Origin of the sequence: Streptomyces sp. x-19 (assembly GCF_046549115.1) — a bacterium.
Lineage (GTDB): Bacteria > Actinomycetota > Actinomycetes > Streptomycetales > Streptomycetaceae > Streptomyces > Streptomyces albulus_C.
Map to the genome: position 1 here is coordinate 138,172 of NZ_JAJPWK010000009.1, position 22,628 is coordinate 160,799.

The window sequence follows — 22,628 nt, forward strand, 5'->3', positions numbered from 1 at the left end:
CGGCTCATCCGCTGGTGCGCGGCGGCCCCGGGCGGCCCGCGCCGCCCCTGCCGTCAGTCGCGCGGGGCCGCGGCGGCCGCCGGCCCGTCCGCGTCGGTGCCTTCCAGCTCGCGCTCGCTCTCGGCGACCGCCGCCGCCTCCGCGACCTGGTCGAGGCTGCGGGTGAGCAGGTAGTACAGGCCGCCGCCGACCAGCAGGCCGGGCACGAAGGAGAGGTCCGCGCCGCCCAGCGCCTTCGTCACCGGGCCGGTGTAGAAGGACGTGGAGAAGAACGGGACCATCGCGGCGAAGCCGGCGACGTAGGCGGTGATGCCGCGCCAGGACCAGCGGCCGTAGATGCCGGCCGGGTTGAAGATCGCGGTGACCGCGTAGTGGCCGCGCCGGACCCAGTAGAAGTCGACGAGGTTGACCGCCGTCCACGGGATCAGGAAGTAGAGCATCATCAGCACGAAGGTGTTGAAGCTCTCCAGGTAGTTCTCCGGGAGCAGCATCGCCACGGTGAAGACAATCAGGCCGATGGCCACGATGCCGGCGATCCGGATCCGGACGGTCGGCTTGACCGCGCGGAAGGCGTCGATCGCGCTGGTGGTGGTGAGCATCGCGCCGTAGGCGTTGACCGCCATGATGCCGACCAGGGCGACGGACGAGACGACCACCGCGAAGGTGCCGAAGCCTGGCACGATCGCGTTGCCGACCTGGCGGATGCCGCTGATCGCGTCCGGGTGCGGCAGCGCCGAGGCGAGCAGCGCGCCGAGCGACATCAGCCAGGCGGCGGAGCCGGCCGCGCCGGCGTAGGTCCACCAGATGACCTTGCGGGCGGAGACGTCGCGGGGCAGGTAGCGGGAGTAGTCCGAGACGTAGACGGCGTAGCTGATCTGGTAGCCGGCCGCGGCGGAGAAGACGACCAGGAAGGACGTCCAGGAGCCGTGCGCGGCGTGCCCGGCGGCGGCCACGGAGTGCGGGTCGAGCTGGACCAGCGCACCGACGGTGAGCACGCCGAAGACCACGATCAGCACGTAGGTGAGCCAGCGCTGGACCAGGTGCAGCAGGTCGTGGCCGACCACGGCGAGCACGATGGCGACGCCGATGATCAACACGTACCAGAGGGTGGCGCCGCCGGGGAAGACGGTGCGCAGGCCCTGGGCGGCCAGGACCACGTTGAAGACGTTGAACCCGACGTAGACGAAGACCACGGCGGCGAACGGCACGATCGCACCGCGGATGCCGAACTGGGCCCGCGACTGGATCATCTGCGGCAGGCCCATCCGGGGGCCCTGGTTGGCGTGGAAGGCCATGAAGAAGGTGCCGAAGCAGGCGCCGAGGACGACCGCCGCGACGGAGGCGAGCAGGCTCAGGCCGAGGGCCGGGCCGAGGAAGCCGGTGACCATCGTGGTCAGCACGAAGTTGCCGGTGAACCAGAACGGACCCTGGTGCCACACCTTCCCGTGCCGTTCGCGGACGGGGACGTAGTCGATGGAGCGGACCTCGATCATGCGCGAGCCTCGCCCCTCACTCGTGCCTTCCATGGGTGCCGTGCGATCCATGGGTTACTCCTCGGGCGTGGCGACAGGGGGTGCGGGGGTGGTGCCGCGGGAAGCCGGTGGGGAACGACGGATTCCGCGGTGGTGTGAACCTAGGCGTCCGGTCGCCGGGACTCGATCGCCCGATCGTCCATTCAATAGATATGTGGTGGACACTATGTCTATGCCTCTGCGTATCTCGGACCTGTTGGCCCGGCCCGGCCTCCATCTGGCCCTCACCTACGACGTACCGCAGGAGCTGCTGACCCGCACCATCGAGGCGGCGACCGTCTCCGACCTGCTCGTCCCGGGGAAGTGGTTGCAGGGCGGTGAGCTGCTGATGACCATCGGGCTGCTGCTGCCGATGGAGCCGGCATCCTGCCGCGCGTACGTCCGGGACGTGGCCGAGGGCGGCGCGGCCTGCCTGGCGCTCGGACTGGGCCAGGGACTGCCGTACCAGGAAGCACCGCAGCCCCTGGTCACGGCCGCGAAGGAGGCCGGGCTGCCGCTGCTGACGGTGCCGGACGAGGTCCCCTTCATCGCGGTCACCAAGGCCGTCTTCGACGCCCGGGCCACCGAACAGCGGGAGGTGCTGCACCGGGCCTTCGCCACCCAGCGCAGGCTGACCGCGGCCGCGGCGACGAGCGACGGGCTCCAGCCGATGCTGGCGGAGTGGACGGCCGCCACCGGGGTCGGCGCCACGGTCCTCGACCCACTCGGGCGGCAACTGGCGGCCGCCGAGCAGGAGCCGGGGACCGCGCTGGAGGACGCCCGCGACCTGGTCGAACGGGTCGCCGCACGGGGGCTGCGGGGCAGTGCGTCCAGCACCGCCGGCGGCCGGCAGCTGGAGGTGCAGCCGCTCGGCGCGCGCCGGCTGCGCGGACTGCTGCTGCTCACCGGCCGCCCGGACGACGCCGCCCGGTCCGTGGTGCCCGGACTGATCTCGCTGCTCTCCCTGGAGCTGGAACGACGGCACCTGCGGGACGAACCGGAACGCCGGCGGCGCTCGGCGCTGCTGTCGGAGCTGCTGGCGGACGAGGACCTGGCGGCGGACCGGGCCCGGGACATGCTGGCCTCGGTGGGGCTGTCCGCCGAGCGGGTGCGGGCGGTCGTCGTGGAGGCGGCACCGGTCGCGGGGCCGCGCGGCGGGGGCGGTGCCGCCGCCCGGACCGGGCTGTCGGAGGCCGCGGCCCAGGAGATGGCCGCCGATCTGGCGCTGGCCATGCCCGGCGGGCTGGTGCGGGTGACTGGCGGGCCGGGAGCCGCGCCGGGACGGCTGATCGAGGCGGTGGTCGGCGAGGAACTGGACATCCACGCGGTGCTCGGCCGGTTCGCCCCGCACTGCCCGGCGGGCATCGGCCCGGCCACCGCGCCGGAAGCGGTCCGGGTGTCGCTGCGGCAGGCCACCGGGCTGCTGGCGGTCAGCCGGACCAGCGGGGCGCCCGCGGAGGCCCGGCAGAGCGAGGCCGCCCGACTGCTGCTGGACCTGGGCGACCGGCGGACGCTGCACGGCTACGCCGACACCGTGCTCGGGCCGCTGGACCTGGCCGACGGCGGCGAGGAACTGATCGCCACCCTCGCCGCCTGGCTGGAGACCGGCGGTGCCTGGGACGCCACCAGCCGCCGGCTCGGCGTCCACCGGCACACGGTGCGCAACCGCCTGGACAAGGCGATGGACCTCACCGGGCGCCGCCTCGACGACCCCGACGACCGCTTCGACCTGTGGCTGGCCACCCGCATCCGGCGCGGCGGCGCCCCCTCCCCCGGCGCCCGCTGACGGCCGGCGCGCCGCTGCCGCCGGCCGCGCCCCGGTGATCGAGGGGGCCCGGCCGCGGCACGCCCCCTCGATTCCAGGCGACGCTTTCCCTGATCCCCCCGCACCGTCTTTACTGCTGAGGTGACCTACGAGATCCGCACCTTCGCCCCCGGCGCCCAGCACGCCACCACCGGGCCGGCCCCCACCTCGCGTGAGGGCCGTCTGGTGGCCGTCAGCGACCTCCACGTCCGGTACGACGAGAACCGCGACATCGTCGAGCGGTTACGGCCGGAGTCCGACGACGACTGGCTGCTGGTGGCCGGGGACGTCGGGGAGTACGTCGAGGACATCCGCTGGGCGCTCGGCCGGTTGAGCGAGCGGTTCGCCAAGGTGGTGTGGGTGCCCGGCAACCACGAGTTGTGGACCCCCGCCAAGGACCCGGTGCAACTGCGCGGGGTGGCCCGCTACGAGCACCTGGTGGAGGTCTGCCGGGAACTGGGGGTGATCACCCCCGAGGATCCGTACCCCGTGTGGGAGGGGGCGGGCGGCCCGGTGGCCCTCGCGCCGCTCTTCCTGCTCTACGACTATTCCTTCCGGATGCCCGGCATGGGGTCCAAGGAGGAGGCCCTGGCGATCGCCGAGAAGGCGGGCGTCGTCTGCACCGACGAGTACTTCCTGCACCCGGACCCCTACCCGTCCCGCGAGGCGTGGTGCCGGGCCCGGGTTGCGGAGACCGAGGCGCGGCTCGCGGCCCTCCCGGAGGACCTGCCGACCGTGCTGATCAACCACTGGCCACTGGTCCGCGAGCCCACCAGACCCCTGTGGTACCCGGAGTTCGCACTGTGGTGCGGGACGGAGGCCACCGCCGACTGGCCCCGTCGGTTCCGCGCCACCACGGTGGTCTACGGCCATCTGCACATCCCGCGGCTGATCATGTGGGACGGAGTGCCCCACCAGGAGGTGTCGCTCGGCTACCCTCGCGAATGGCGGCGCCGCTCCGGTTCCCCCGGCCGCCCGGTCCAGATCCTGCCCGTCGCGACCACCGGAGTTCCCGCGTGATAGAGAAGCTGCTGCCCGCGCCGATCGCGACCGCCGAGTCCTTCGGGGACGACCCGCTCTCGGAGATGTTCCCGGAGGAGTTCGCGCTGGTGGCCGAGGCGGTCCCACAGCGGCAACGGGAGTTCGGCACGGTGCGCAACTGCGCCCGCCGGGCCCTCGCCGCCTTCGGGATCGCCCCCGCGCCGGTCCTGCCCGGCGAGCGCCGCGCCCCGATCTGGCCGACCGGCATCGTCGGCGCGATGACCCACTGCACGGGCTACCGCGGCGCCGCCGTGGCCCGGGCGACCGACGTGCGCTCCGTGGGCGTCGACGCGGAGCCGCACGCGCGGATCGAGGACCCGGGCGTCCTGGAGCTCGTCACGCTCCCCGACGAACGGGCCCAGCTCTCCCAACTCGCCGCGCACCAGCCGGAGATCTGCTGGGACCGGCTCGTCTTCAGCGCCAAGGAGAGCGTCTACAAGGCGTGGTTCCCGCTCACCGGCCGCTGGCTGGGCTTCGAGGACGCCCACCTCACCCTCGACCCGACCGACGCCACCTTCACCGCCCGGTTCCTGGTGCCCGGTCCGGTGGTCGAGGGCCGGGAGCTCACCGAGTTCACCGGCCGTTGGCTGATCGGGTCCCAGCTGGTGATGACGGCGGTGACCGTACCGGTGTGACGGGAGCGGACCCCGAGCGTCTCGCGGGGGCACCCCGGGCGGTGCCCCCGCGTCGCCGGACCGGACGCCGTGGGCCCTCCGCCGCCGGCGCCGCTCAGCGCTGCTTCCCCTTCGGGCACACCGGTGTGGTCATCGCGTCGAGGACGTCGGTGTCGGAGGGCCGGGCCAGACGACGTCGGGCGCCGCGGGCAGCCCGAAGGCACACTCGTGCCCGAGGCGGGGTGAGAGTTCAAGTGCGGGATCCCGAGGGGCTCTTCGTACGTCGAACCCGTGTGAGATGAGAATCCTCGAATTCCCCGTGGTTGTCGTGAGCACCGAGTCCACGGAATGGTGAGCAGCGAGCCAACTGGCCGCCTTCCAGCGCCTTTTGCCGGTAGTCCTTCGGCGCGATCCCATAGGCATTGCGGAAGGCCCGGCTGAAGTCGGCCGGCCGCGGGAACCCCCAGCGCGCGGCGATGGCGTGGACCGGGAGGGTGCGCAGCGCCGGATCGGTGAGGTCGCGGCGGGCGGCCGCCAGCCGTCGGCTCCGGATACGGCCGGCGACGGTGCTCTCCTCGTCCTGGAAGAGGCGGTGCAGGTAGCTGGTCGAGATGTGGTGCGCCGCCGCGACGACGGACGGGGTCAACTCGGGGTCGGGCAGGTGCTCGTCGATGAACGACGTGATGCGCAGCACCAGGTTCCGCCGACGGACCTCCGGCGGGAGGGTGCTGCCGGTTTCGAGGGCGCCGGCGAAGAGCGCGGCGACCAGATCGGTGAGGACCGTCCCCAGGCGGGGCCCGTCGCAGGACCGGTAGGGGCCGGTGTCCTCGCACAGTCGGGTGAGGAACTGTGCGAGCAGCGCGCCGACCCCCTGGCAGGTCGTCATCCGCCGGGGCACCGCACGGCCGTCCATGCCGCGCGGCAGCGGCAGCAGCACCTTGGGGACCTCCAGCCCCACCAGCGCGACCGGGCCCTGGTCGCCGCGGATCTCCGCCGGCAGCGAGGAATCGCCGACGATCAGGTCGGCCGGCCGGTAGACCACCTCGTGGTCCCCCCAATCGGCCGTCCAGGTCCCCGCCACGACGAGGGAGAGGTGGGAGAGCCCCGGGTCGGAGCGCCGGATCAGTCGCGGCGTGCGGCGGACCACCACCTGCGGGAACGTCGCCGACCACACGGTCACCGCACCGAGGTCCAGCACCCGCTGGGTGGCCCGGAAGTCCTCCGCGTGGTCGCTTCTGACCTGCACGGGAGCATGGGTCTGCGCCATGCGCTCCGCCCAGTAGGCCAACCGGTCCTCCGCCGGCACGTCCTCGGTCCGGAAAACCCTCTCGTTCAACACGCGTCCCCCCTGATCGCACGGCTTCCGGGGAGGGTCACAGAGGGGGATAAGCATCTGATGAACGACCGCCGTCCCGCCCCGGCGCTCCACGGGGCGGGTGCCGCCGTCGACCGGGGCGCGGGCGGCCGCGGGTCACGTCCGCGCACCGCCCGCCGCCGGTCCGGTGCTCACCCCTCGTCGGGCGCCAACCGCAACGAGATCGAGTTGATGCAGTACCGCTGGTCCGTCGGGGTCGGGTAGCCCTCGCCCTCGAAGACGTGGCCGAGGTGGGAACCGCAGCGGGCGCAGCGGACCTCGGTGCGGACCATGCCGTGGGTGCGGTCCTCCAGGAGTTCGACGGCGTCGGTGTCCTTGGGGTCGTAGAAGGACGGCCAGCCGCAGTGGCTCGCGAACTTGGTGGTGGAGCGGAACAGTTCGGCGCCGCAGGCCCGGCAGGAGTAGACGCCGCCGGTGTTGGTGTCGGTGTACTCGCCGACGAAGGCGGGCTCGGTGCCGCCCTGGCGCAGCACGTGGTACTCGGCCGGGGTCAGCTCGCTGCGCCACTGCTCGTCGGGCTTGTCGATCTCGTACGTCATCGGGGGCCTCCTCAGCTCATGCGCCCAGGCGGGACAGGATGGCGGGGCCGAGGTCGGTCACGTCGCCCGCGCCCATGGTGAGAACAAGGTCACCGGGCCTGGCCATTCCGGCGATCAGGTCCGGGATCGCGCTCTTGTCGGCCTCGGGGGTGACCTGGGCGCCGGCGGTCCGGGCGGCGTCGGTGATCAGGGCGCTGGTGACACCCGGGATCGGGTCTTCGCGGGCCGGGTAGATGTCCAGGACGACGGAGGCGTCGGCGAGGGCGAGGGCCTGGCCCATCTCGGTGCCCAGCTCCTGGGTGCGGGAGTACAGGTGCGGCTGGAAGACGACGAGGATGCGACCGCCGGCCTCCTCGGTGGCGCCGCGGATGGCCTCCAGGTCGGCGGTCATCTCGGTGGGGTGGTGGGCGTAGGAGTCGATGACCTGGACGCCGGCGACCTCGCCCTTGAGCTGGAGGCGGCGCTTGACGCCGGTGTACTTGCCGAGGGCGTCGGCGAGCTGGTGCGGCGGGAGGTCGAGGGCGACTCCGGCGGCCAGGGCGGCGACGGCGTTGCCCGCGTAGTGCCGGCCGGGGACGGAGACGGTGAAGGTGAGGATCTTGCCGCTGGTGAGGGTGACCGTGACGTCGCTGGCCAGGCCGTGCGGGGTGATCTGGAGGATGCGGACGTCGGCGTCCTTGGACTCGCCGTAGGTGACGATCTCGATGTCGTCACGGCCGGCGAGCCGGGCGGTCAGCTCGCGGGCGCCGGGGTGGTCGGCGGAGACGACCAGGGTGCCGCCGGGGCGCACGCGGTCGACGAACGTCTCGAACGAGGCGTAGATCTCGTCCATCGAGGCGTAGTTGGCGTGGTGGTCCAGCTCGACGTTGAGGACGATGGCGACCTCGGGGGCGTACTTGTGGAAGCTGCGGTCGCTCTCGTCGGCCTCGGCGACGAAGATCTGGCCGCTGCCGTGCTCGGCGTTGGAGCCCGGGGCGTCCAGGTCGCCGCCGATGGCGTAGGACGGCTTGAGGCCGAGGGCGCCGAGGGAGACGGCGAGCATCGACGTGGTGGTGGTCTTGCCGTGGGTGCCGGCGACGGCGATCGGGCGCAGGCCGTCCATGAGGGCGGCGAGCGCGTCGGAGCGGTGGACGACCGGGATGCCGCGCTGCTGGGCGGCGGCCAGCTCGGGGTTGTCGGAGCGGATCGCGGAGGAGACCACGACGCTGGTGGCGTCGTCGGCGAGGTGCTCGGCGGCGTGGCCGAGGTGGACCGTGACGCCGAGGGCGCGCAGGGCCTGGGCGGTCGCGGAGTCCTTGGCGTCGCTGCCCGCCACCTCGGCGCCGCGCTGCGCGAGGATCTTGGCGATGCCCGACATGCCGGCGCCGCCGATGCCGATGAAGTGCGGCCGTTCCATCGAGGCTGGGATGGCGGGTGCCATGGGTGGGTCTCCCTGATCGTCGAGCGTGGCGTGCGGGTCGTGCGTCCGGTCGTGGGTGGTGCTTGCCGACGATTCTCGCACCCGGCGCCGACAGCGCCGGTCCGCGACCCCACGGCGGGGCGTGCCACCGCGCGGGGCTCCCCGCGCGGTGCTCAGCGGCGGATCAGGCCCTGGGCGGTGGCGGCGGCGACCGCGGCGGTGCGGGAGTCCACGGCCAGCTTGGCGTAGATGTGGACGAGGTGGGACTTGACGGTGGCCTGGCTGAGGAAGAGCCGCTTGCTGATCGCCGCGTTGGACAGGCCGTCGGCGACGAGTTGGAGGACCTCGGTCTCGCGGCGGGACAGGGCCGTGGCGGGCGTCCGCATCCGGTCCATCAGGCGCAGCGCGACGGTGGGGGCGAGTGCGGACTTCCCGGCGGCGGCGGACCGCACCGCGGCGGCCAGTTCGTCGGGCGGGGAGTCCTTGAGGAGGTATCCGGTGGCGCCGGCCTCGATGGCGGCCAGGATGTCGGCGTCGCTGTCGTAGGTGGTGAGGATCAACACGCGCGGCGCGCCGGGGCGGGCGGTGATCTCCGCGGTGGCGCGGGACCCCAGCATCCGGCCGCCGAACTGGAGGTCCATGAGGACCACGTCCACGTCGAGCCGGCCGGCCAGGTCCACGGCCTCCTCGGCGGTGGGCACGTCGGCGGCGATCTCGAAGTCCGGCTCGGTCTCCAGGACGGCGCGCAGTCCGGCCCGGACGACGGGGTGGTCGTCGGCGAGCAGCAGCCGGACGGGGGCGGCGGGGGCGGTCACGGGGCGGCTTCCCGGGGGGTCTCGGGGACGGCGGACGGGTCGGGGCAGGGCAGCGTCACGACGAGCGCGGTGCCCTCCCCGGGGGCGGACTCGACGGCGAGGGTGCCCTGGAGGGCGTGGGCCCGGGCGCGCATCGCGGCCAGCCCGAAGCCGGAGCCGCCGGCCGCGGAGCCGGGCGGTGGCACCTCGGTGGGCAGGAAACCGGCGCCGTCGTCGACGACGTCCAGGGCGACCTCGGTGTCCATGTAGCTGAGGGTCAGCTCGACGCGGCCGGCGGCGGCGTGCTGGACGGTGTTGGCGAGCGCGGACTGGGCGATGCGCAGCAGGGCGACCTCGTGCGGCGTGGGCAGCGCGGCGGGGGCACCGGAGACCTGGCAGTGCACGGCCAGTCCGGAGGTGCGGGCGGTGGCGGCGCAGAGCCGCTCCAGGGCGGCCGGCAGCGATCCGGCCTCCAGGTCGGGCGGGCTCAGGGCACGGACGAAGCGGCGCGCCTCGGCGAGGTTGTCGACGGCGGCCGTGCGGGCCTGCCGGATGTGCCCGAGGGCGGTCTCCGGGCGCTCCGGGACGGCGCGCTCGGCGGCCCGGAGCAGCAGCTGGATGCTGGAGAGGCCCTGGGCGAGGGTGTCGTGGATCTCGCGGGCCAGGCGCTCCCGTTCGGCGAGGACGCCGGCGGAGCGTTCGGCCGCGGCCAGTTCGCTGCGGGCCGCGGTGAGCTCCTCGATGAGGCGTTGGCGCTGTTCGCTCTCCCGGTAGAGGGCCTGGTAGCCGAGGACGACGGCGACCGCGACCGCGGCGCCCAGCATGGGCCCGATGACCGTGCCGACGCTCAGGGCGTGGGTGTGCCAGGCGAAGCCGGCGATGGCGAGGGCCGTGCTGGCGGCGACGGTGGGCAGCGCCCAGCGCAGCGGCAGCAGGTGCAGTTCGACGAAGAAGAGCGGGAAGGCGAGCCAGACGCCGTCCGGGGTGAGCGCCAGGAGCACCATCCAGACCGCGACGACGACGGCGAGCCACAGGGCGGCGGCGCGGGAGGAGCTGCGGACCCGGGGCAGCACGGGGCCGAGGACGTAGAGCGCCAGCAGGACCACGGCGGTGGCGAGCACGGCGGGTGCGGTGGGTCGTTCGTCGGCCACCGCGCGGACGCCGGCGAGCGCGAGCAGCGCGGCCACCATCAGGTGGAGGCACAGGCGCAGCACGCGCAGGACGGGGGTCAGGGAGTGGTCGGTCCTGGCTTCTTCGGTCACGGCTCCTTCAGGCTACGGGCGCGGACCGGGCCCGGCATCAATCGAAAGGTGGAGGGCGGGCATCCAAAGGTGGAGGTCGGGGCGCACCTTTCGGTGGCGGGGAACCACTCCTGGGCGCGATGCCCGACGCCCCCGCGGGGGGCGACGGTGGGAGCCAGTCGCCGGGCGGTGGGTCCGGTACCGATCCGAGGATGGCCGAGCCGGTGTTCGTCGCCTGGAGAGACCTGAGATTCGCCAAGGGCAGGTTCGCCCTGATGGGGACCGTCGTCACCTTGATCACGGTGCTGGTGGGGTTGTTGTCCGGCCTGACGGCGGGGCTGGGCCGGGAGAACACCTCGGCGATCACCGCGCTCCCCGCCGACCACCTGGTCTTCGCCGCCCCGGCCGGGGACGGCAAGCCGTCGTTCACCGACTCCCGGCTGCCGGAGCGGACGGTGCGGGAGTGGGCGCGGGTGCCCGGCGTGCGCAGCGCGGAGCCGCTGGGCATCGCCACCACGAAGGCCGAGGGGGCCGGCGGGAGGTCGGCCGCGGTGTCGGTGTTCGGGGTGCGGCCGGGCTCGCGCCTCGCGCCGTCCGCGGGGCCGGCCGGCGACGGCACGGTGGTGCTGTCGCAGAAGGCGGCCGCGGAGCTCGGGGCGCGCGCCGGCGACCGGGTCGCGCTGGGCGGCCGGAAGCTGTCCGTGACGGCGGTTTCGGGGGCGGCGATGTACAGCCACACGCCGGTGGTGTGGGCCTCGCTGGACGACTGGCACCGACTGTCCGGGAGCCCCGGTGGCGCGGGCGCGCAGGACGCGACGGTACTCGCCCTGTCCACCACCGGGACGGACGGTCTGGCCGCCGCTGACCGGCGGCTCGGCACCCGGACGGTGGCCGCGGCGGACGCCCTGACGGCGATCGGCTCGTACAGCGCCGAGAACGGGTCGCTCCAGCTGATGCGCGGCTTCCTGTTCGCGATCTCGGCGCTGGTCATCGGGGCGTTCTTCACGGTCTGGACGATCCAGCGCAGCGGCGACGTCGCGGTGCTCAAGGCGCTCGGCGCCTCCACCCGCTACCTGCTGCGGGACGCCCTCGGCCAGGCCGTCGTCCTCCTGGTGCTCGGCACCGGCCTGGGGACCGCGGTGGCGGCCGGGGTGGGTGCCGCGGTGGGCGGCACCGTGCCGTTCGTGCTCGACCCGTCCACCGTGCTGGTCCCGGCCCTGATCATGATCGCGCTGGGTGCCGTCGGCGCCGCGCTGTCCATCCGCCGCATCACCTCCGTCGACCCGCTGACCGCCCTGGGAAGTGCCCGATGAGCCTCGAACTGACCGACGTCACCCTCACCTACCCGGACGGCGACGCCCGCCTGACCGCACTGGACGCCGTCTCGCTGACCGTGCCGGCGGGCCGCGTGACGGCCGTGGTCGGGCCCTCCGGGTCCGGGAAGTCCAGCCTGCTGGCGGTCGCCGCGACGCTGATCCGGCCGGACCGCGGCCGGGTGGTGATCGACGGCACCGACACCGCCGGGCTCGGCCGCGGCGAGCTGACGACGCTGCGCCGCTCCGCCATCGGCACGGTGTTCCAGCAGCCGAACCTGCTGCCGTCGCTGACCGCGGTGGAGCAGCTCCAGGTGATGGCCCACCTGGACGGCCGCTCGCCCCGTACGGCCCGGTCCCGGGCGCGGGAGCTGCTGGCGGCGGTGGGCCTGACGGAGCAGGCGGACCGGCGCCCGCACCAGTTGTCGGGCGGCCAGCGGCAGCGGGTCAACATCGCCCGGGCGCTGATGAACGAGCCCGCGGTGCTGCTGGTCGACGAGCCGACCAGCGCGTTGGACCACGAGCGGGGCGCCGCGGTCCTCGGCCTGCTGACGGACCTGACCCACCTGCGTGGCACCGCGACGGTGCTGGTCACCCACGACCGGTCCCACCTGGCCGCGGTGGACGCGGTGGCGGAGGTCCAGGACGGGCGACTGACCTCGGGAGCGGGCGCCGGGGTGTGAGCCCCTGTGGGGCGGGGCGGCGCCGTCCCGCCCCGCAGGGGCTAGTCGTCGCGGTGCGAGAAGGTGGGGAACAGGTCGGGCTTGCCGGGCTGCCGCCCCTTGGCGGGGTCGTCCGCCCCGGCCCTGGGCTCCTCGGCCTCCGGGGTGCCCCGCCGCGTCCGGTCCCGGCCGGGCTCCGCGTCCCGGCCCCGGTCCTCGTGCCGGCCGCGCTCGCGCTCCGCGTCCGGTTCCCGCTGCTCCGCCATGACGGCCCCTTTCCTCGGTCCTCGATGTCCTCGGCGGCGTCGGGTGCGTCGCCGCCGTCGCTCGGCCGGCGGGGTGGCCCGTGCCGCGGGCCACCCCTCCTGACCAGGAACGCATCGAACCGGGACCGTGGCGGGCTACAGCTACCCCGTTCGAGTGGCGCGCCGGCGTGGGATTGACGAACGGGCCGGAACCGGCCGTGACGGTCCCGGTTCAGGCGCCGCCGGACTCCTGGGGTTGGTCGTCGGCGGCGTGCGAGAAGAGCTTGAGGACCGGGACGCCGACCTTGTGGCGGGCCCGGGAAGCCCAGTCGCGGTGGAAGAACTCCTCGACGAAGTGCGGGGCGGTCAGCACGATCACCTCGTCCGCACCGGTCTCGTCGATGACCGACTTCAGCAGGTCCAGCGGATGGTCGTCGACCACCTGGCCGACCGCCTCGGAGCCGGCCGCGCGCAGCGCCTCCAAGGTGTGGCCCAGCCCCTGCTCGGCGGGGACCACGGCGCGCGCCCCACCGGGCTCCTCGCCCTCCCGCACGGCGTCCTCGAACTCGCCGAGCGCGACGTCGTCGATGGCCCGCAACAGCACGTCCTGCTTGCCGCGCGGCTGCATGAGGACCACGAAGGACACCGGATCGTCACCGTGCAGGGTCGTGACGAACTCCACGTCGGCGGGCGTCAGAGGCTTCTCGATCATCAATACGCTCGTGAACACGACGGACGCCCTTCTCATCTTCTGCACCGTCTGCCACGGTGCCCACAGAAACCATCCTGCCCCGTCGCCACACGGGACCTGTCGGCTTTTAGTGTGCCCAACAGAAGCTAAGCGGAACAGATAATTCCGCTCTTTTGCGGACCGGCAGCGCCGTCAGAAGCGGCGGTAACGGGTGAACAGGAACCCGGACTCCTCCAGGACGGACACCAGCCCGAACCGCTCGGGGACCGCGACGGCCGGCCCGTCCATGATCCGCTGAGCGTCGCCGACCGCCACCACCGGGGCCAGCGAGAGGCACATCTCGTCCAGCGCCCCGGCCGCCGCGAACTGCCCCAACAGCCGCGGTCCGCCCTCACTGAGCAGCCGGGTGTGCCCCCGTTCGGCCAGGGCCGCCGCCACCCGCGCCGGATCGACGCCCCGCCCCTCGCCGGCGAAGAGCACCTCGACGCCCGCGGCGCGGGCCGCCCGCACCCGGTCCTCGGGGGCACCCGCACCGGTCAGCACCAGGGTGGGCACCAGCGGCTCGGTGAACAGCGGCAGGGAGAAATCCAGGTCCAGGCCGGCGGTCACCACGGCGATGGCAGGGGCCGGCCCCTGCCCCGCGGCGGCCCGCCGCTCAGCGAACGCGGCCCGGGCGCGGGCCGGCCGGTAGCCCTCCCGCCGGACCGTCTCCGCGCCCACCACGACCGCGTCCGCGAGCGCCCGCAGCACCCCGAAGATCCGCATGTCGGCGTCCCCGGAGAGCGGTTGCGACCGGCCCTCGTGGTGCGCCGCGCCGTCCAGGGAGGACACCATGTTGGCGCGCAGCCATCCGGGGCGCGCGGACCGCACCGGGTCGTCCGCCGCCGGGTACGCGTAGGCCGCGGCCAGCTCGTCGAGCGTCCACTCGCGGTCGGTGACCCCGTCGGGACCGGCGGTCCGGTCGGCGCCCTCCGGGACGTCCACGAGGGCGTCCGGGGCCGGTGCGGGCGGGGCGGGGAGGGGGAACAGGCGTCGCATGGGCGCAGTGTGACATGCCTCGCTCAGCGGGTCGGGTGGTGCGTCACAGCGACTAGGCTGGACAGCTGTGTCACCTTCCCAGTCCTCCTCCGCTCCCTCCCCGATAGTCGCGTCCCCGGCCTCGGGGGACGGCACCGCGGGCCCCACCGCGCTCGCCTCCCGCGCACCGCACGTCCCGGCCGACCGCCTGGTCGCCGAGATGGTGCCGCCGCCGCGCTTCCAGGGCGCCCGCTTCGACACCTACCTCCCGGACCCGGGACAGCCCAGCCAGGCCGCCGCCGTGGAGGTCCTGCGGGCCTTCGCCGCGGGCACCGGCGCGGCGGACGGGGACGCCGGCGGGAAGCGGCGCTGGTTCTCCCGCGCACCGAAGAAGCCCGCCGCCCCCAAGGGCCCGCGCGGGGTCTACCTGGACGGCGGCTACGGCGTCGGCAAGACCCACCTGCTCGCCTCCCTGTGGCACGCGACCCCCGCGGCCCCCGAGCTCAAGGCGTTCGGCACCTTCGTCGAGCTGACCAACCTGGTCGGCGCGCTCGGCTTCCAGCAGACCGTGCGCACGCTCAGCGAACACCGCCTGCTGTGCATCGACGAGTTCGAGCTGGACGACCCCGGCGACACGGTGCTGGTCTCCAGCCTGCTCGGCAAGCTGGTGGAGGCCGGCGTCGCGCTGGCCGCCACCTCCAACACGCTGCCCGGCAAGCTCGGCGAGGGCCGGTTCGCGGCCGCCGACTTCCTGCGCGAGATCCAGGGCCTGAGCGCCCACTTCCGCGCCCTGCGCATCGACGGCGAGGACTACCGCCACCGCGGCCTGCCCGAGGCGCCCGCCCCGTTCGACGACGAGACGGTCCGCCGCGCGGCGGACCGCACCCCCGGCGCCTCGCTCGACGACTTCCCGACCCTGCTGGACCACCTGTCGAAGGTGCACCCCAGCCGGTACGGCGCGATGTGCGACGGCATCACGGCGGTCTGCCTCACCGACGTCCAGGCGGTGCCGGACCAGTCGACCGCGCTGCGCCTGGTGGTGCTCGCCGACCGGCTCTACGACCGGGAGGTGCCGGTGCTGGCCTCCGGTAAGCCCTTCGACGCGCTGTTCAGCGACGAGATGCTGCGCGGCGGCTACCGCAAGAAGTACTTCCGCGCCATCTCCCGTCTGACCGCGCTGGCCCGGGACGCCAAGACGCTGGTCGGATAGGCGTCGCCGGGCGGTCAGCCCGAGCAGGCCGTGCGCTGGGCCTCCTACCACTCGCAGACCGGGCAGCGGACGATGCCGGGGGTGGTTGCCGGGTAGGCGGTCGGCTTGCCGCACTCGACGCAGTCGGCGGGCGGCGCCCCCGCGGCGGGGTCGGCCGCCGCCGGACCTTGGTCGGACGGCTCGGACACGGGGTGCGGCTCGGGGTGCGGCATGCGCCCGACCCTACGCCGCGGCCCCGAGCCCCGGACCGGCCGGAGCGCACCGGTCAGCCGCGGCGTCCGGCCAGGGCGCAGGCCGCGGCCGCGGCACCCGAGGCGAGCAGCAGCGCGGCGGCGAGCGGCAGCCACGGCACGGTGACGGTGCCGCGCTCGGAGCCGGTGATCATGCCGGTCAGTGCGGCGTTGGCGGGCGACGCGCCCAGGACGAGCACGAGCAGCGCCGCGATCAACCCGGTCGGGACGCCCCAACCGGGGCGCAGCAGCACGGGCCGGGAACACAGCGCACCGATCGCGGTGCCCAGCACCACGCAGACCAGCGCCGTGCACAACCCGGCGACCGTCGCGGGCAGCACCGGCACGGCGACCCGGTGACCGGTGGAGTCCGGATCGGAGAGCAGCGCCACGAAGGCGGTGCCCACGAGCGCGAGGAGCAGTGCGGCGCCGGCCGCGGCCAGCAGGGCGGCCAGGTGCGCCTGGCCGGGGCCGGTGGCGGCCGCGACGCAACTGCGGGCGGCGGGCGGCTCGTTGGTGACGCAGATCCGGGTCAGCCAGACGGTGACGGGCAGCAGTCCGCCGGCGGCGTAGCCGTAGGCGTCCAGGATCGGGCCGCCGGTCTGGATGCCGACGGCCAGGAACGCCGCGTGGACCAGGAGCGGCGGCAACCAGCGGTAGGACCCGGCGAGCAGCGCCGCCTGGTAGCGGACCAGGGCGGTCAACGGGGCGGTCATGGGCGGGGGTTCCCTCCGGGGACGGCGGCGTGGGGGCCCGACTCCTGGACGGCGGTGACCGCACGGATGTGCCAGGGCGGACGCGCGGTCAGCAGGGTGCGCAGCAGGGCGTCGGAGTGGGCGGCCGGGACGGTCAGCCGGAGGGCGCCGCCCGGGCCGGGCGCCAGGTCCGGGGCGCCGGGGAGGTCGGTCGGCGGCGCGGCGCCCGGCGGGCCCTCCGCCTCGATGACGGTCCGCGGCCCTGCCTCCCGGGGCGCGTCGGCGGCCACAACGGGAGCCTGGGACCGCAGCCGTGCGTCCGCGATGCGGAAGCGGCCGTCCGCGGCCCCGGCCAGTCGGCGCGGGTCGTGGTCGACGAAGACGACGGTGCCGCCGGCGGCGACCCGTTCGGCGACCGCGCGGTCCAGGACGTCCCGGGCCGCCGGGTCCAGGCCCGTCCACGCCTCGTCCAGGACGAGGAGCTCGGGGTCGGCGAGCAGGGCTTGGGCGACGGCGACCTTCTGGCTCGTCCCCTTGGACAGTTCGGCCATCGGGGTCCGGGCGTGCCCGGCGGCGCCGAAACGGGCCAGCCACTCGGCGGCCCGGCCGGTCGCCTCCGCGGTGCGCAGCCCGTGGACCCGGCCGAGGTGGGTGAGGTAGCCGGCGGCGGTGAACGGCAGGGCCGCCGGGAACCGCTCGGGGACGTAGGCGGTGCGCGGGCGCCCGGTGATCCGGCCGACCGTGGGCCGGTCGAGGCCCGCGAGCAGCCGCAACAGGGTCGACTTCCCGCTGCCGTTGACGCCCTCGACGCGCAGCAGCGCGCCCGCCGGCACGTCGAGCCGCACCTCGCGCAGCACCCAGGGCCCGCGCAGCCCGTAGCGTCGCCCCACCCCGTCCAGCCGCATCCGCTGCCCCGTCTGCCACGGCATCGACCGCACCTCCCCCGCTCCCCCGCCGCTTCCCCCGGCCCTCGCCGACGGTAGTCGCGGAGGCGGCGCTGTGCGGTGCCGGGAGCGGATTCCGCGACCGCGGGCGGTCGCCGGGCACTGTCAGTGGCGGCTGGCAGACTGAAGCACGTGACCACGACCGAGACCGCCGGCCAGGCCGGCGCGCACCACGAACCCCACCAGACCGACGCCCCGCGGCCGGACCGCCCCGAGGAGAGCGCGCCGGAGTACGTGCTGCCGCTCGTGGTGCGCCTGGAGCGCGACGCCCCGCCCGAGCGGACGGACGCGCTGGAGGCCGCCGCACGGGCCGTGCTGGTGCTACTCGCGGACGAGCGGGCCCTCGGGTCGGGCGAGTGGGCCCAGGTGGTGCACGACTGGCAGGACTCCCGGATACGCAAGGTGGTGCGGCGGGCGCGCGGTGCGGAGTGGCGGCGGGCCGCGGCCCTGCCCGGCATCACGGTCAGCGGCCGGGAGGCCGAGGTGCGGGTCTTCCCGCCGGTGCCGCTGGACGGCTGGCCGAAGGACCTGGCGCGGCTCCAGGTCTCCGGGACCGAGCTGGCCGATCCGCAGGCCCCCGGGGAGCCGGCGGCCGGCGCCCCGGTGCTGTGGCTCAATCCGGCGCTTCAGATGTCGGCGGGCAAGGCGATGGCGCAGGCCGGGCACGGTGCGCAACTGGCGTGGTGGGCGCTGTCCGCGGCGGACCGGGAGGCATGGCGCGCGGCGGGTTTCCCGCTGGCCGTGCGGACCGCGGCACCCGCCGCGTGGGCGGGGCTCACCGACCGCGGGCTGCCCGTGGTGCGGGACGCCGGCTTCACGGAGATCGCGCCGGGCTCGTGCACCGTGGTCGCCGACCACCCGGCGCTGCGCGGTACGGCGCTGCCGGCGCACCGCTGAGGGGGGCGGGGCGGGGTGCCGCTCCCCCGCCGGCGGTCGGGTGCCGGTCGGGACATACCGTGTGCCCATGTTGACCTCGCTCATCGGCTTCACCGTGGTCGCCGCGCTGCTGACCGTCTCCCCCGGCCCCGACTTCGCGGTGGTCCTGCGGACCGCGCTCGGCTCGGGTCGCCGGGCCGCGCTGTGCGCCGCGCTCGGTGTCGCCGCCGGCTGCTTCGTGTGGGGGTTGGCCGGGGCGGTGGGGCTGACCGCGATGCTCGCCGCCTCGAAGGCGGCGTACGACGCGCTGCGGATCGCCGGTGCGCTGTATCTGGTGTGGCTCGGGGTGCAGGCGTTGCGCAGTGCCCGGGCCCGGCGCCGCACGGACGGGGCCGCGCCGGCACCGGACGCTGCGGACGCACCGGGGGACGGCGGGGCACCCGCGGTCCCGGGCGGCCCGTGGCGGGCGTTCCGCGGCGGCCTGCTGACGAACGTCCTCAACCCCAAGGTGGGCGTGGTCTACCTGTCCCTGCTGCCGCAGTTCATCCCGCACGGCGCGCCGGTGGTCGCCACCACGATGCTGCTGGTGACCGTGCACGCGGTGCTGGGCGTGCTGTGGCTGGGCGGGGTGACCCTGGCGGTGCACCGGGCGCGGGCGGTGCTGCAGCGCCCACGGGTGCGACGGCGGCTGGACCAGGCCACCGGCGGGGTGTTGGTGGCGCTCGGCGCTGCGGTCGGGTTCGAGGCCGCCAACTGAGCGGCGCCCGCCCGGGACCGGCTGGCTTGCCGACTTGCCGACTTGCTTGCTTGCTTGCTTGCTGACGAACGGACCAGGAGGGACGGGACGGGTGCCGTCCGGCCCGTACTGGGCCAAGCTCAAATCAACCTCTGAACCGCTCGGCCGTGCGGTTAGCCGGCCCGCGCGTGGTGAGGAGTACCCCGACCAGGGGACGAGAAGGGGGAGCCGTGCGCTTGGGGACGGGAATCGGCTGGCGGCCGGAGATCGCCGCGGAGATCGCCGCACTGCCCGGGGTGGACTGGGTGGAGGTGGTCGCCGAGAACGTCTGTCCCGGCCATCTCCCGGACGCCCTGCGGGAGTTGCGCGAGCGCGGCACCACGGTGGTCCCGCACGGGGTGTCGCTCGGGCTCGGCGGCGCGGACCGGCCGGACGCCGATCGGTTGGCCGCCCTCGCCGAGCGGGCCACCGCGCTGGACGCCCCGTTGGTCACCGAGCACCTCGCGTTCGTCCGGGCCGGCGGCCCGCTGACCGCGTCGCCGATGCTGGAGGCCGGGCACCTGCTGCCCGTGCCACGCACCCGGGACGCCCTCGACGTGCTGTGCGAGAACGTCCGGATCGCCCAGGACGCGCTCCCGGTGCCGCTGGCCCTGGAGAACATCGCCGCGCTGTTCGCCTGGCCCGACGAGGAGCTGACCGAGGGGCGATTCCTGGCGGAGCTGGTCGAGCGCACCGGAGTGCGCCTGCTCATCGACGTCGCCAACCTCCACACCAACCACGTCAACCGCGGCGAGGACCCGGCCGCGGCCCTCGACGAACTGCCGGTCGAGGCGATCGCCTACGTCCACGTCGCGGGCGGCGTCGAGCGCGACGGGGTGTGGCACGACAGCCACGCCCACCCGGTGACCCAGCCGGTCCTGGACGTCCTCGCGGAGCTGTGCGCGCGCATCGATCCGCCCGGCGTGCTGCTGGAGCGGGACGACGACTTCCCCGAGGGCGGGGCGCTGGCCGCCGAACTCGACGCGATCCGCGCCGTGGTGGAGGGGGCCCGTCGTGTCCCGGCGGCCTGAGGAGACGACGGGGACGGGGGCCGAGCGTCCGCCGGCGGACACCGCTGCGGCTCGCGAGCGGCTGGCCCTGGCGCAGGCCGCGCTGCTGTCGGCACTGGTGGCCGGGACGCCGGCGCCGGAGGGGTTCGACCGGGCGCGGCTGCGGGTGCAGGGCCGGGCGCTGGCCGCCAAGCGGGCGTCGGTGGTGGCCAAGGTCGCGCCCGAGCTGCCGGAGTTCCTCGGCGACGGCTACCGGGCGGCCTTCCTCCGCTACGCCCAGGACCGCCCGATGCACGGCGGCTACCGCCAGGACGCCCTGGACTTCGCCGCGTTCCTGCTCGCCCAGGGCGCGCCCGAGGACCCGGTGGCGCGGCAGCGGCTGACCGACTGGTGGCGCGACCGGGCCGGGCCGCGACCGCCGTCCGGGCACCCCGTGCCCCGGCTCGCGCGGGCCGCCGCCCGCCGGGTCCGGACCCTGCGGCGCGCCCTGCGGCGCGGGTGAGGCGACGTCGTGTCCTTCACACAAGGGGTGTATCTGGGGCTCGGCCTGTCGTCGGCGGCACTGGTCTTCGGCGCGCTGCTGGTCCGGTTGCGGACGCCGAAGGCCCGGCTGGTCGACTCGCCGACCCACGACGTCCGCGAGCTCGCGTTCCTGGCCGGTGGGCCGGCGCGGGTGGCCGAGACCGTGCTCGCGGTGATGCACGAGGACGGGCGGCTGGCGGTCGGCGGCCCGGGCCTGGTGACGGTGCGGCGGGCCGCCGCGCACGACCCGGTCGAGGCGGCGGTGCTGGAAGCGGTCGCCGCCACCCCGGGCGGGGCGCTGACCACCGTCCGGGAGCGGGTGATGCGCAGCCCGGCCGTGCAGGACGTCGGCGACCGGCTGGCGGCCCGGGGCTTGCTGCGGGCCCCGCGCGCCACCCGGGGCTGGCGGCGGTGGGCGGGCCTCCAGGTGAAGGCGTGCGGCGCCCTGTTCTGCGTCGCGATGCTGCTGTCCTTCCTCGGCGTCCGCGACGGCGGGGGTCCGTGGGCGCCGCCGGTGGTGCTCCGGATCGTTCCGGCGGTGGCCGTCGGGTTGGTGGTCGGCCTGGTGTGCCGGCGGTCGTTCGGCCGGCGGATCACCCGGGCGGGCAGGTCCGCGCTCGCCGCGGCCCGCCCCCGGGCCAGGACACCCGCCGGGTTCCGGGACGCCGAGGCGGCCTGGCGGGTCGCGGGGTTGGCGGTGGCGCTGGGCGGTGCCGCGGTGCTCACCGACGAGGTGCTGCGGGACCACTTCGGGCAGGCGAAGGCGGCGGTGGCGGGGTCGTCGGGCGGCGCGTCGTCCGCGGCCGGTGACTCCGGCGGTTCCGGCGGGGCCCCGGCGTGGTGTGGTGGGTCCTCGGACGGCGGCGGGGGGTCCGGCTGCGGTGCGTCCTCGTGCGGCGGCGGGTCGTCGTGCGGTGGGAGTTCGGGGTGCGGGGGCGGCTCCGGATGCGGCGGCGGAGGGTGCGGCGGGGGCGGCTGCGGCGGCGGGTGACGGGGCGCCGGCCCGAAGTTCCGGGCCGGTGCGGGCGGTTCGGCCTGCACCGACGCATCTCGGCCATCCGTCCGCGCTGCGAGAAACTCCTTGGCGGCAGGGGCCGCCGTCCCGTAGAACCTCCGCCATGTGGCTCCTCTTCCTCCTGCTCGCCTGGGTCGTCGCGGTCGTCTCCTGCGTCCGGGTCTGCCGCACGGCGCTGGCCGCCGGGCTGGCCCTGCACCGCGGCGCGGACGCGACTGCGGACGCCGACGCGCGGGCCGATGACACCGGCGCCGACGCCGGTCTGACCCTGTACGAGACGGCCTACCTCGCCGGCGGCCCGCACCGACTCGCCGACGTGGTACTGGTCCTGATGGCCCAACAGCGGCGGCTGCACCTCGCCCACACCGGCTGGGCCACCGTCGTGGACCCGGTCGGTCAGGACCCCGTCGAGCGGGCCGCGCTGAGCGCGATAGGCCCGGAGGGACAGCGCCGCATACCGGCCGTGCGGCGCGCGCTGACGAGCGCCGAGGCGGTCCGCGGGCTGGCCGACCGGCTGGTCCGTGCCGGGCTGGCCGCCCCCGCCGCGGTCCGCACCGGGATCGGCACCGCGGTCCGCCACGTGCAGTTCGCCGCCCTCCTGGTGCTGCTGGCCGCCGGCGCCACGTACTGGGCGGCGCCGTCCGGCGAGGTCGACGGGCTGGTGCTGGCCTGGTTCGCGTTCCCACTGGTGCTGACCCTCGGCACCTGGGCCGTCGCCCGCGTCGAGGCCCACCCGTACACCGCGTGGGCGACCGAGGCCGGTTCGGCGCTGCTGCGGCACGAGCACCCCGGCGGACCGTCGCGGCGTCCCGGCCCGTCGCCGACCGAACCGACCGAACCGACGGAGCCGACCGGCCCGACGGAGCCGACCGGACCGACGGAGCCGACCGGACTGACCGGACTGGCGCTGTTTGGGCCCACCGCACTCGCCGATCCCGGTTTGCGCGCGGCGCTCCACTCTTCCGGGGCATAGCGTCCGACACCGCCGTAGGGTGCTTTACTTCGCCACCAATTGGCCCAACTATCCCTTTTGTATGCCCACCGTGCGGCCCCGTGCGGGCGAGCCCCACTTCGGAGCCCCGCACCGCGCACCGCGCACCATACG

General features: G+C 75.2%; 22 protein-coding genes and 1 pseudogene. 11 read left to right on the forward strand and 12 right to left on the reverse strand.

The annotated features are described in order from the left end of the window. Window positions 1–53 precede the first annotated feature (53 nt). Entirely contained in the window at window positions 54–1,544 is a 1,491-nt protein-coding gene (locus ACLJT4_RS22385; RefSeq protein ID WP_411124480.1) for a purine-cytosine permease family protein, read from the reverse strand. Between the two features lie 160 nt (window positions 1,545–1,704). Between ACLJT4_RS22385 and ACLJT4_RS22390 the strand changes: the two genes are divergently transcribed. The 3 genes from ACLJT4_RS22390 to ACLJT4_RS22400 all read left to right on the forward strand — a co-directional run bounded on the left by ACLJT4_RS22390 (window position 1,705) and on the right by ACLJT4_RS22400 (window position 4,991). Continuing rightward, window positions 1,705–3,297, forward strand: coding sequence for a PucR family transcriptional regulator (locus tag ACLJT4_RS22390; RefSeq protein ID WP_411124482.1), 1,593 nt, complete (start codon window positions 1,705–1,707; stop codon window positions 3,295–3,297). Window positions 3,298–3,417: 120 nt separating this feature from the next. Further along, entirely contained in the window at window positions 3,418–4,335 is a 918-nt protein-coding gene (locus ACLJT4_RS22395; RefSeq protein WP_016578325.1) for a metallophosphoesterase family protein, read from the forward strand. Beyond that, entirely contained in the window at window positions 4,332–4,991 is a 660-nt protein-coding gene (locus ACLJT4_RS22400; protein WP_233657847.1) for a 4'-phosphopantetheinyl transferase, read from the forward strand. Before ACLJT4_RS22395 ends, ACLJT4_RS22400 begins: the two co-directional genes overlap by 4 nt. A 229-nt stretch (window positions 4,992–5,220) precedes the next feature. Here ACLJT4_RS22400 and ACLJT4_RS22405 read toward each other — a convergent pair whose 3' ends face one another. From ACLJT4_RS22405 to ACLJT4_RS22425, 5 genes are all read right to left on the reverse strand, one after another. Further along, a complete protein-coding gene (locus tag ACLJT4_RS22405; protein WP_411124485.1) occupies window positions 5,221–6,309 on the reverse strand; it encodes a helix-turn-helix domain-containing protein in 1,089 nt (362 codons plus the stop codon). Window positions 6,310–6,476: 167 nt separating this feature from the next. Further along, window positions 6,477–6,884, reverse strand: a complete 408-nt coding sequence (gene msrB, locus ACLJT4_RS22410; RefSeq protein WP_411124487.1) for a peptide-methionine (R)-S-oxide reductase MsrB — start codon at window positions 6,882–6,884, stop codon at window positions 6,477–6,479. 16 nt (window positions 6,885–6,900) lie between these two features. After that, on the reverse strand, window positions 6,901–8,304 hold the full coding sequence (gene murC / locus ACLJT4_RS22415) for a UDP-N-acetylmuramate--L-alanine ligase (RefSeq protein ID WP_407616227.1): 1,404 nt from the start codon (window positions 8,302–8,304) through the stop codon (window positions 6,901–6,903). Window positions 8,305–8,456: 152 nt separating this feature from the next. After that, on the reverse strand, window positions 8,457–9,098 hold the full coding sequence (locus tag ACLJT4_RS22420; RefSeq protein WP_020931400.1) for a response regulator: 642 nt from the start codon (window positions 9,096–9,098) through the stop codon (window positions 8,457–8,459). After that, window positions 9,095–10,339: a sensor histidine kinase gene (locus ACLJT4_RS22425; protein WP_411124490.1), complete on the reverse strand. Its 1,245-nt coding sequence runs from the start codon at window positions 10,337–10,339 to the stop codon at window positions 9,095–9,097. Before ACLJT4_RS22425 ends, ACLJT4_RS22420 begins: the two co-directional genes overlap by 4 nt. Before the next feature lie 203 nt (window positions 10,340–10,542). Between ACLJT4_RS22425 and ACLJT4_RS22430 the strand changes: the two genes are divergently transcribed. Next, window positions 10,543–11,631: an ABC transporter permease gene (locus tag ACLJT4_RS22430; protein ID WP_411124656.1), complete on the forward strand. Its 1,089-nt coding sequence runs from the start codon at window positions 10,543–10,545 to the stop codon at window positions 11,629–11,631. After that, complete coding sequence (locus tag ACLJT4_RS22435) at window positions 11,628–12,314, forward strand: ABC transporter ATP-binding protein (RefSeq protein WP_411124492.1); 687 nt, start codon at window positions 11,628–11,630, stop codon at window positions 12,312–12,314. The genes ACLJT4_RS22430 and ACLJT4_RS22435 overlap by 4 nt, the downstream gene beginning before the upstream one ends. 41 nt (window positions 12,315–12,355) lie before the next feature. Here ACLJT4_RS22435 and ACLJT4_RS22440 read toward each other — a convergent pair whose 3' ends face one another. From ACLJT4_RS22440 to ACLJT4_RS22450, 3 genes are all read right to left on the reverse strand, one after another. After that, window positions 12,356–12,559 (reverse strand): hypothetical protein, encoded by a 204-nt coding sequence (locus ACLJT4_RS22440; RefSeq protein ID WP_411124494.1) that lies wholly within the window; start codon window positions 12,557–12,559, stop codon window positions 12,356–12,358. Window positions 12,560–12,770: 211 nt separating this feature from the next. Next, window positions 12,771–13,268 carry an indole-3-glycerol phosphate synthase gene (locus ACLJT4_RS22445; RefSeq protein ID WP_411124496.1) on the reverse strand — a complete coding sequence of 166 codons (498 nt, stop codon included), beginning with the start codon at window positions 13,266–13,268 and terminating at the stop codon, window positions 12,771–12,773. A gap of 153 nt (window positions 13,269–13,421) precedes the next feature. Continuing rightward, on the reverse strand, window positions 13,422–14,267 hold the full coding sequence (locus ACLJT4_RS22450) for a pyrimidine reductase family protein (protein ID WP_411124498.1): 846 nt from the start codon (window positions 14,265–14,267) through the stop codon (window positions 13,422–13,424). 103 nt (window positions 14,268–14,370) lie between these two features. Here ACLJT4_RS22450 and zapE point away from each other — a divergent pair, with 103 nt between their 5' ends. Next, window positions 14,371–15,456, forward strand: a complete 1,086-nt coding sequence (gene zapE, locus ACLJT4_RS22455; RefSeq protein WP_411124659.1) for a cell division protein ZapE — start codon at window positions 14,371–14,373, stop codon at window positions 15,454–15,456. A gap of 44 nt (window positions 15,457–15,500) precedes the next feature. Here zapE and ACLJT4_RS22460 read toward each other — a convergent pair whose 3' ends face one another. Genes ACLJT4_RS22460 through ACLJT4_RS22470 form a run of 3 tightly spaced genes read right to left on the reverse strand, consistent with a single transcriptional unit; the run spans window position 15,501 to window position 17,286 of the window. After that, complete coding sequence (locus ACLJT4_RS22460; protein ID WP_411124500.1) at window positions 15,501–15,668, reverse strand: hypothetical protein; 168 nt, start codon at window positions 15,666–15,668, stop codon at window positions 15,501–15,503. A gap of 53 nt (window positions 15,669–15,721) precedes the next feature. Next, window positions 15,722–16,402, reverse strand: coding sequence for an ABC transporter (locus ACLJT4_RS22465; RefSeq protein WP_411124502.1), 681 nt, complete (start codon window positions 16,400–16,402; stop codon window positions 15,722–15,724). Then, window positions 16,399–17,286: an ATP-binding cassette domain-containing protein gene (locus tag ACLJT4_RS22470; RefSeq protein WP_411124661.1), complete on the reverse strand. Its 888-nt coding sequence runs from the start codon at window positions 17,284–17,286 to the stop codon at window positions 16,399–16,401. The genes ACLJT4_RS22465 and ACLJT4_RS22470 overlap by 4 nt, the downstream gene beginning before the upstream one ends. Window positions 17,287–17,457: 171 nt before the next feature. On the opposite strand from ACLJT4_RS22470, the gene ACLJT4_RS22475 reads away from it, so the two are divergent. From ACLJT4_RS22475 to ACLJT4_RS22495, 5 genes and pseudogenes are all read left to right on the forward strand, one after another. Further along, on the forward strand, window positions 17,458–18,222 hold the full coding sequence (locus ACLJT4_RS22475; protein WP_411124504.1) for a peptidyl-tRNA hydrolase: 765 nt from the start codon (window positions 17,458–17,460) through the stop codon (window positions 18,220–18,222). Between the two features lie 67 nt (window positions 18,223–18,289). Beyond that, on the forward strand, window positions 18,290–18,958 hold the full coding sequence (locus ACLJT4_RS22480) for a LysE family translocator (RefSeq protein WP_411124506.1): 669 nt from the start codon (window positions 18,290–18,292) through the stop codon (window positions 18,956–18,958). Window positions 18,959–19,167: 209 nt separating this feature from the next. Beyond that, window positions 19,168–20,488, forward strand: a pseudogene (locus tag ACLJT4_RS22485) (DUF692 domain-containing protein). A 9-nt stretch (window positions 20,489–20,497) separates the two neighbouring features. Continuing rightward, the gene (locus ACLJT4_RS22490) at window positions 20,498–21,499 is read left to right on the forward strand and encodes a TIGR04222 domain-containing membrane protein (protein WP_411124508.1); all 1,002 of its coding nucleotides are present in this window, start codon (window positions 20,498–20,500) and stop codon (window positions 21,497–21,499) included. A 127-nt stretch (window positions 21,500–21,626) separates the two neighbouring features. Further along, the gene (locus ACLJT4_RS22495; RefSeq protein ID WP_411124510.1) at window positions 21,627–22,496 is read left to right on the forward strand and encodes a TIGR04222 domain-containing membrane protein; all 870 of its coding nucleotides are present in this window, start codon (window positions 21,627–21,629) and stop codon (window positions 22,494–22,496) included. Window positions 22,497–22,628: the final 132 nt, after the last annotated feature.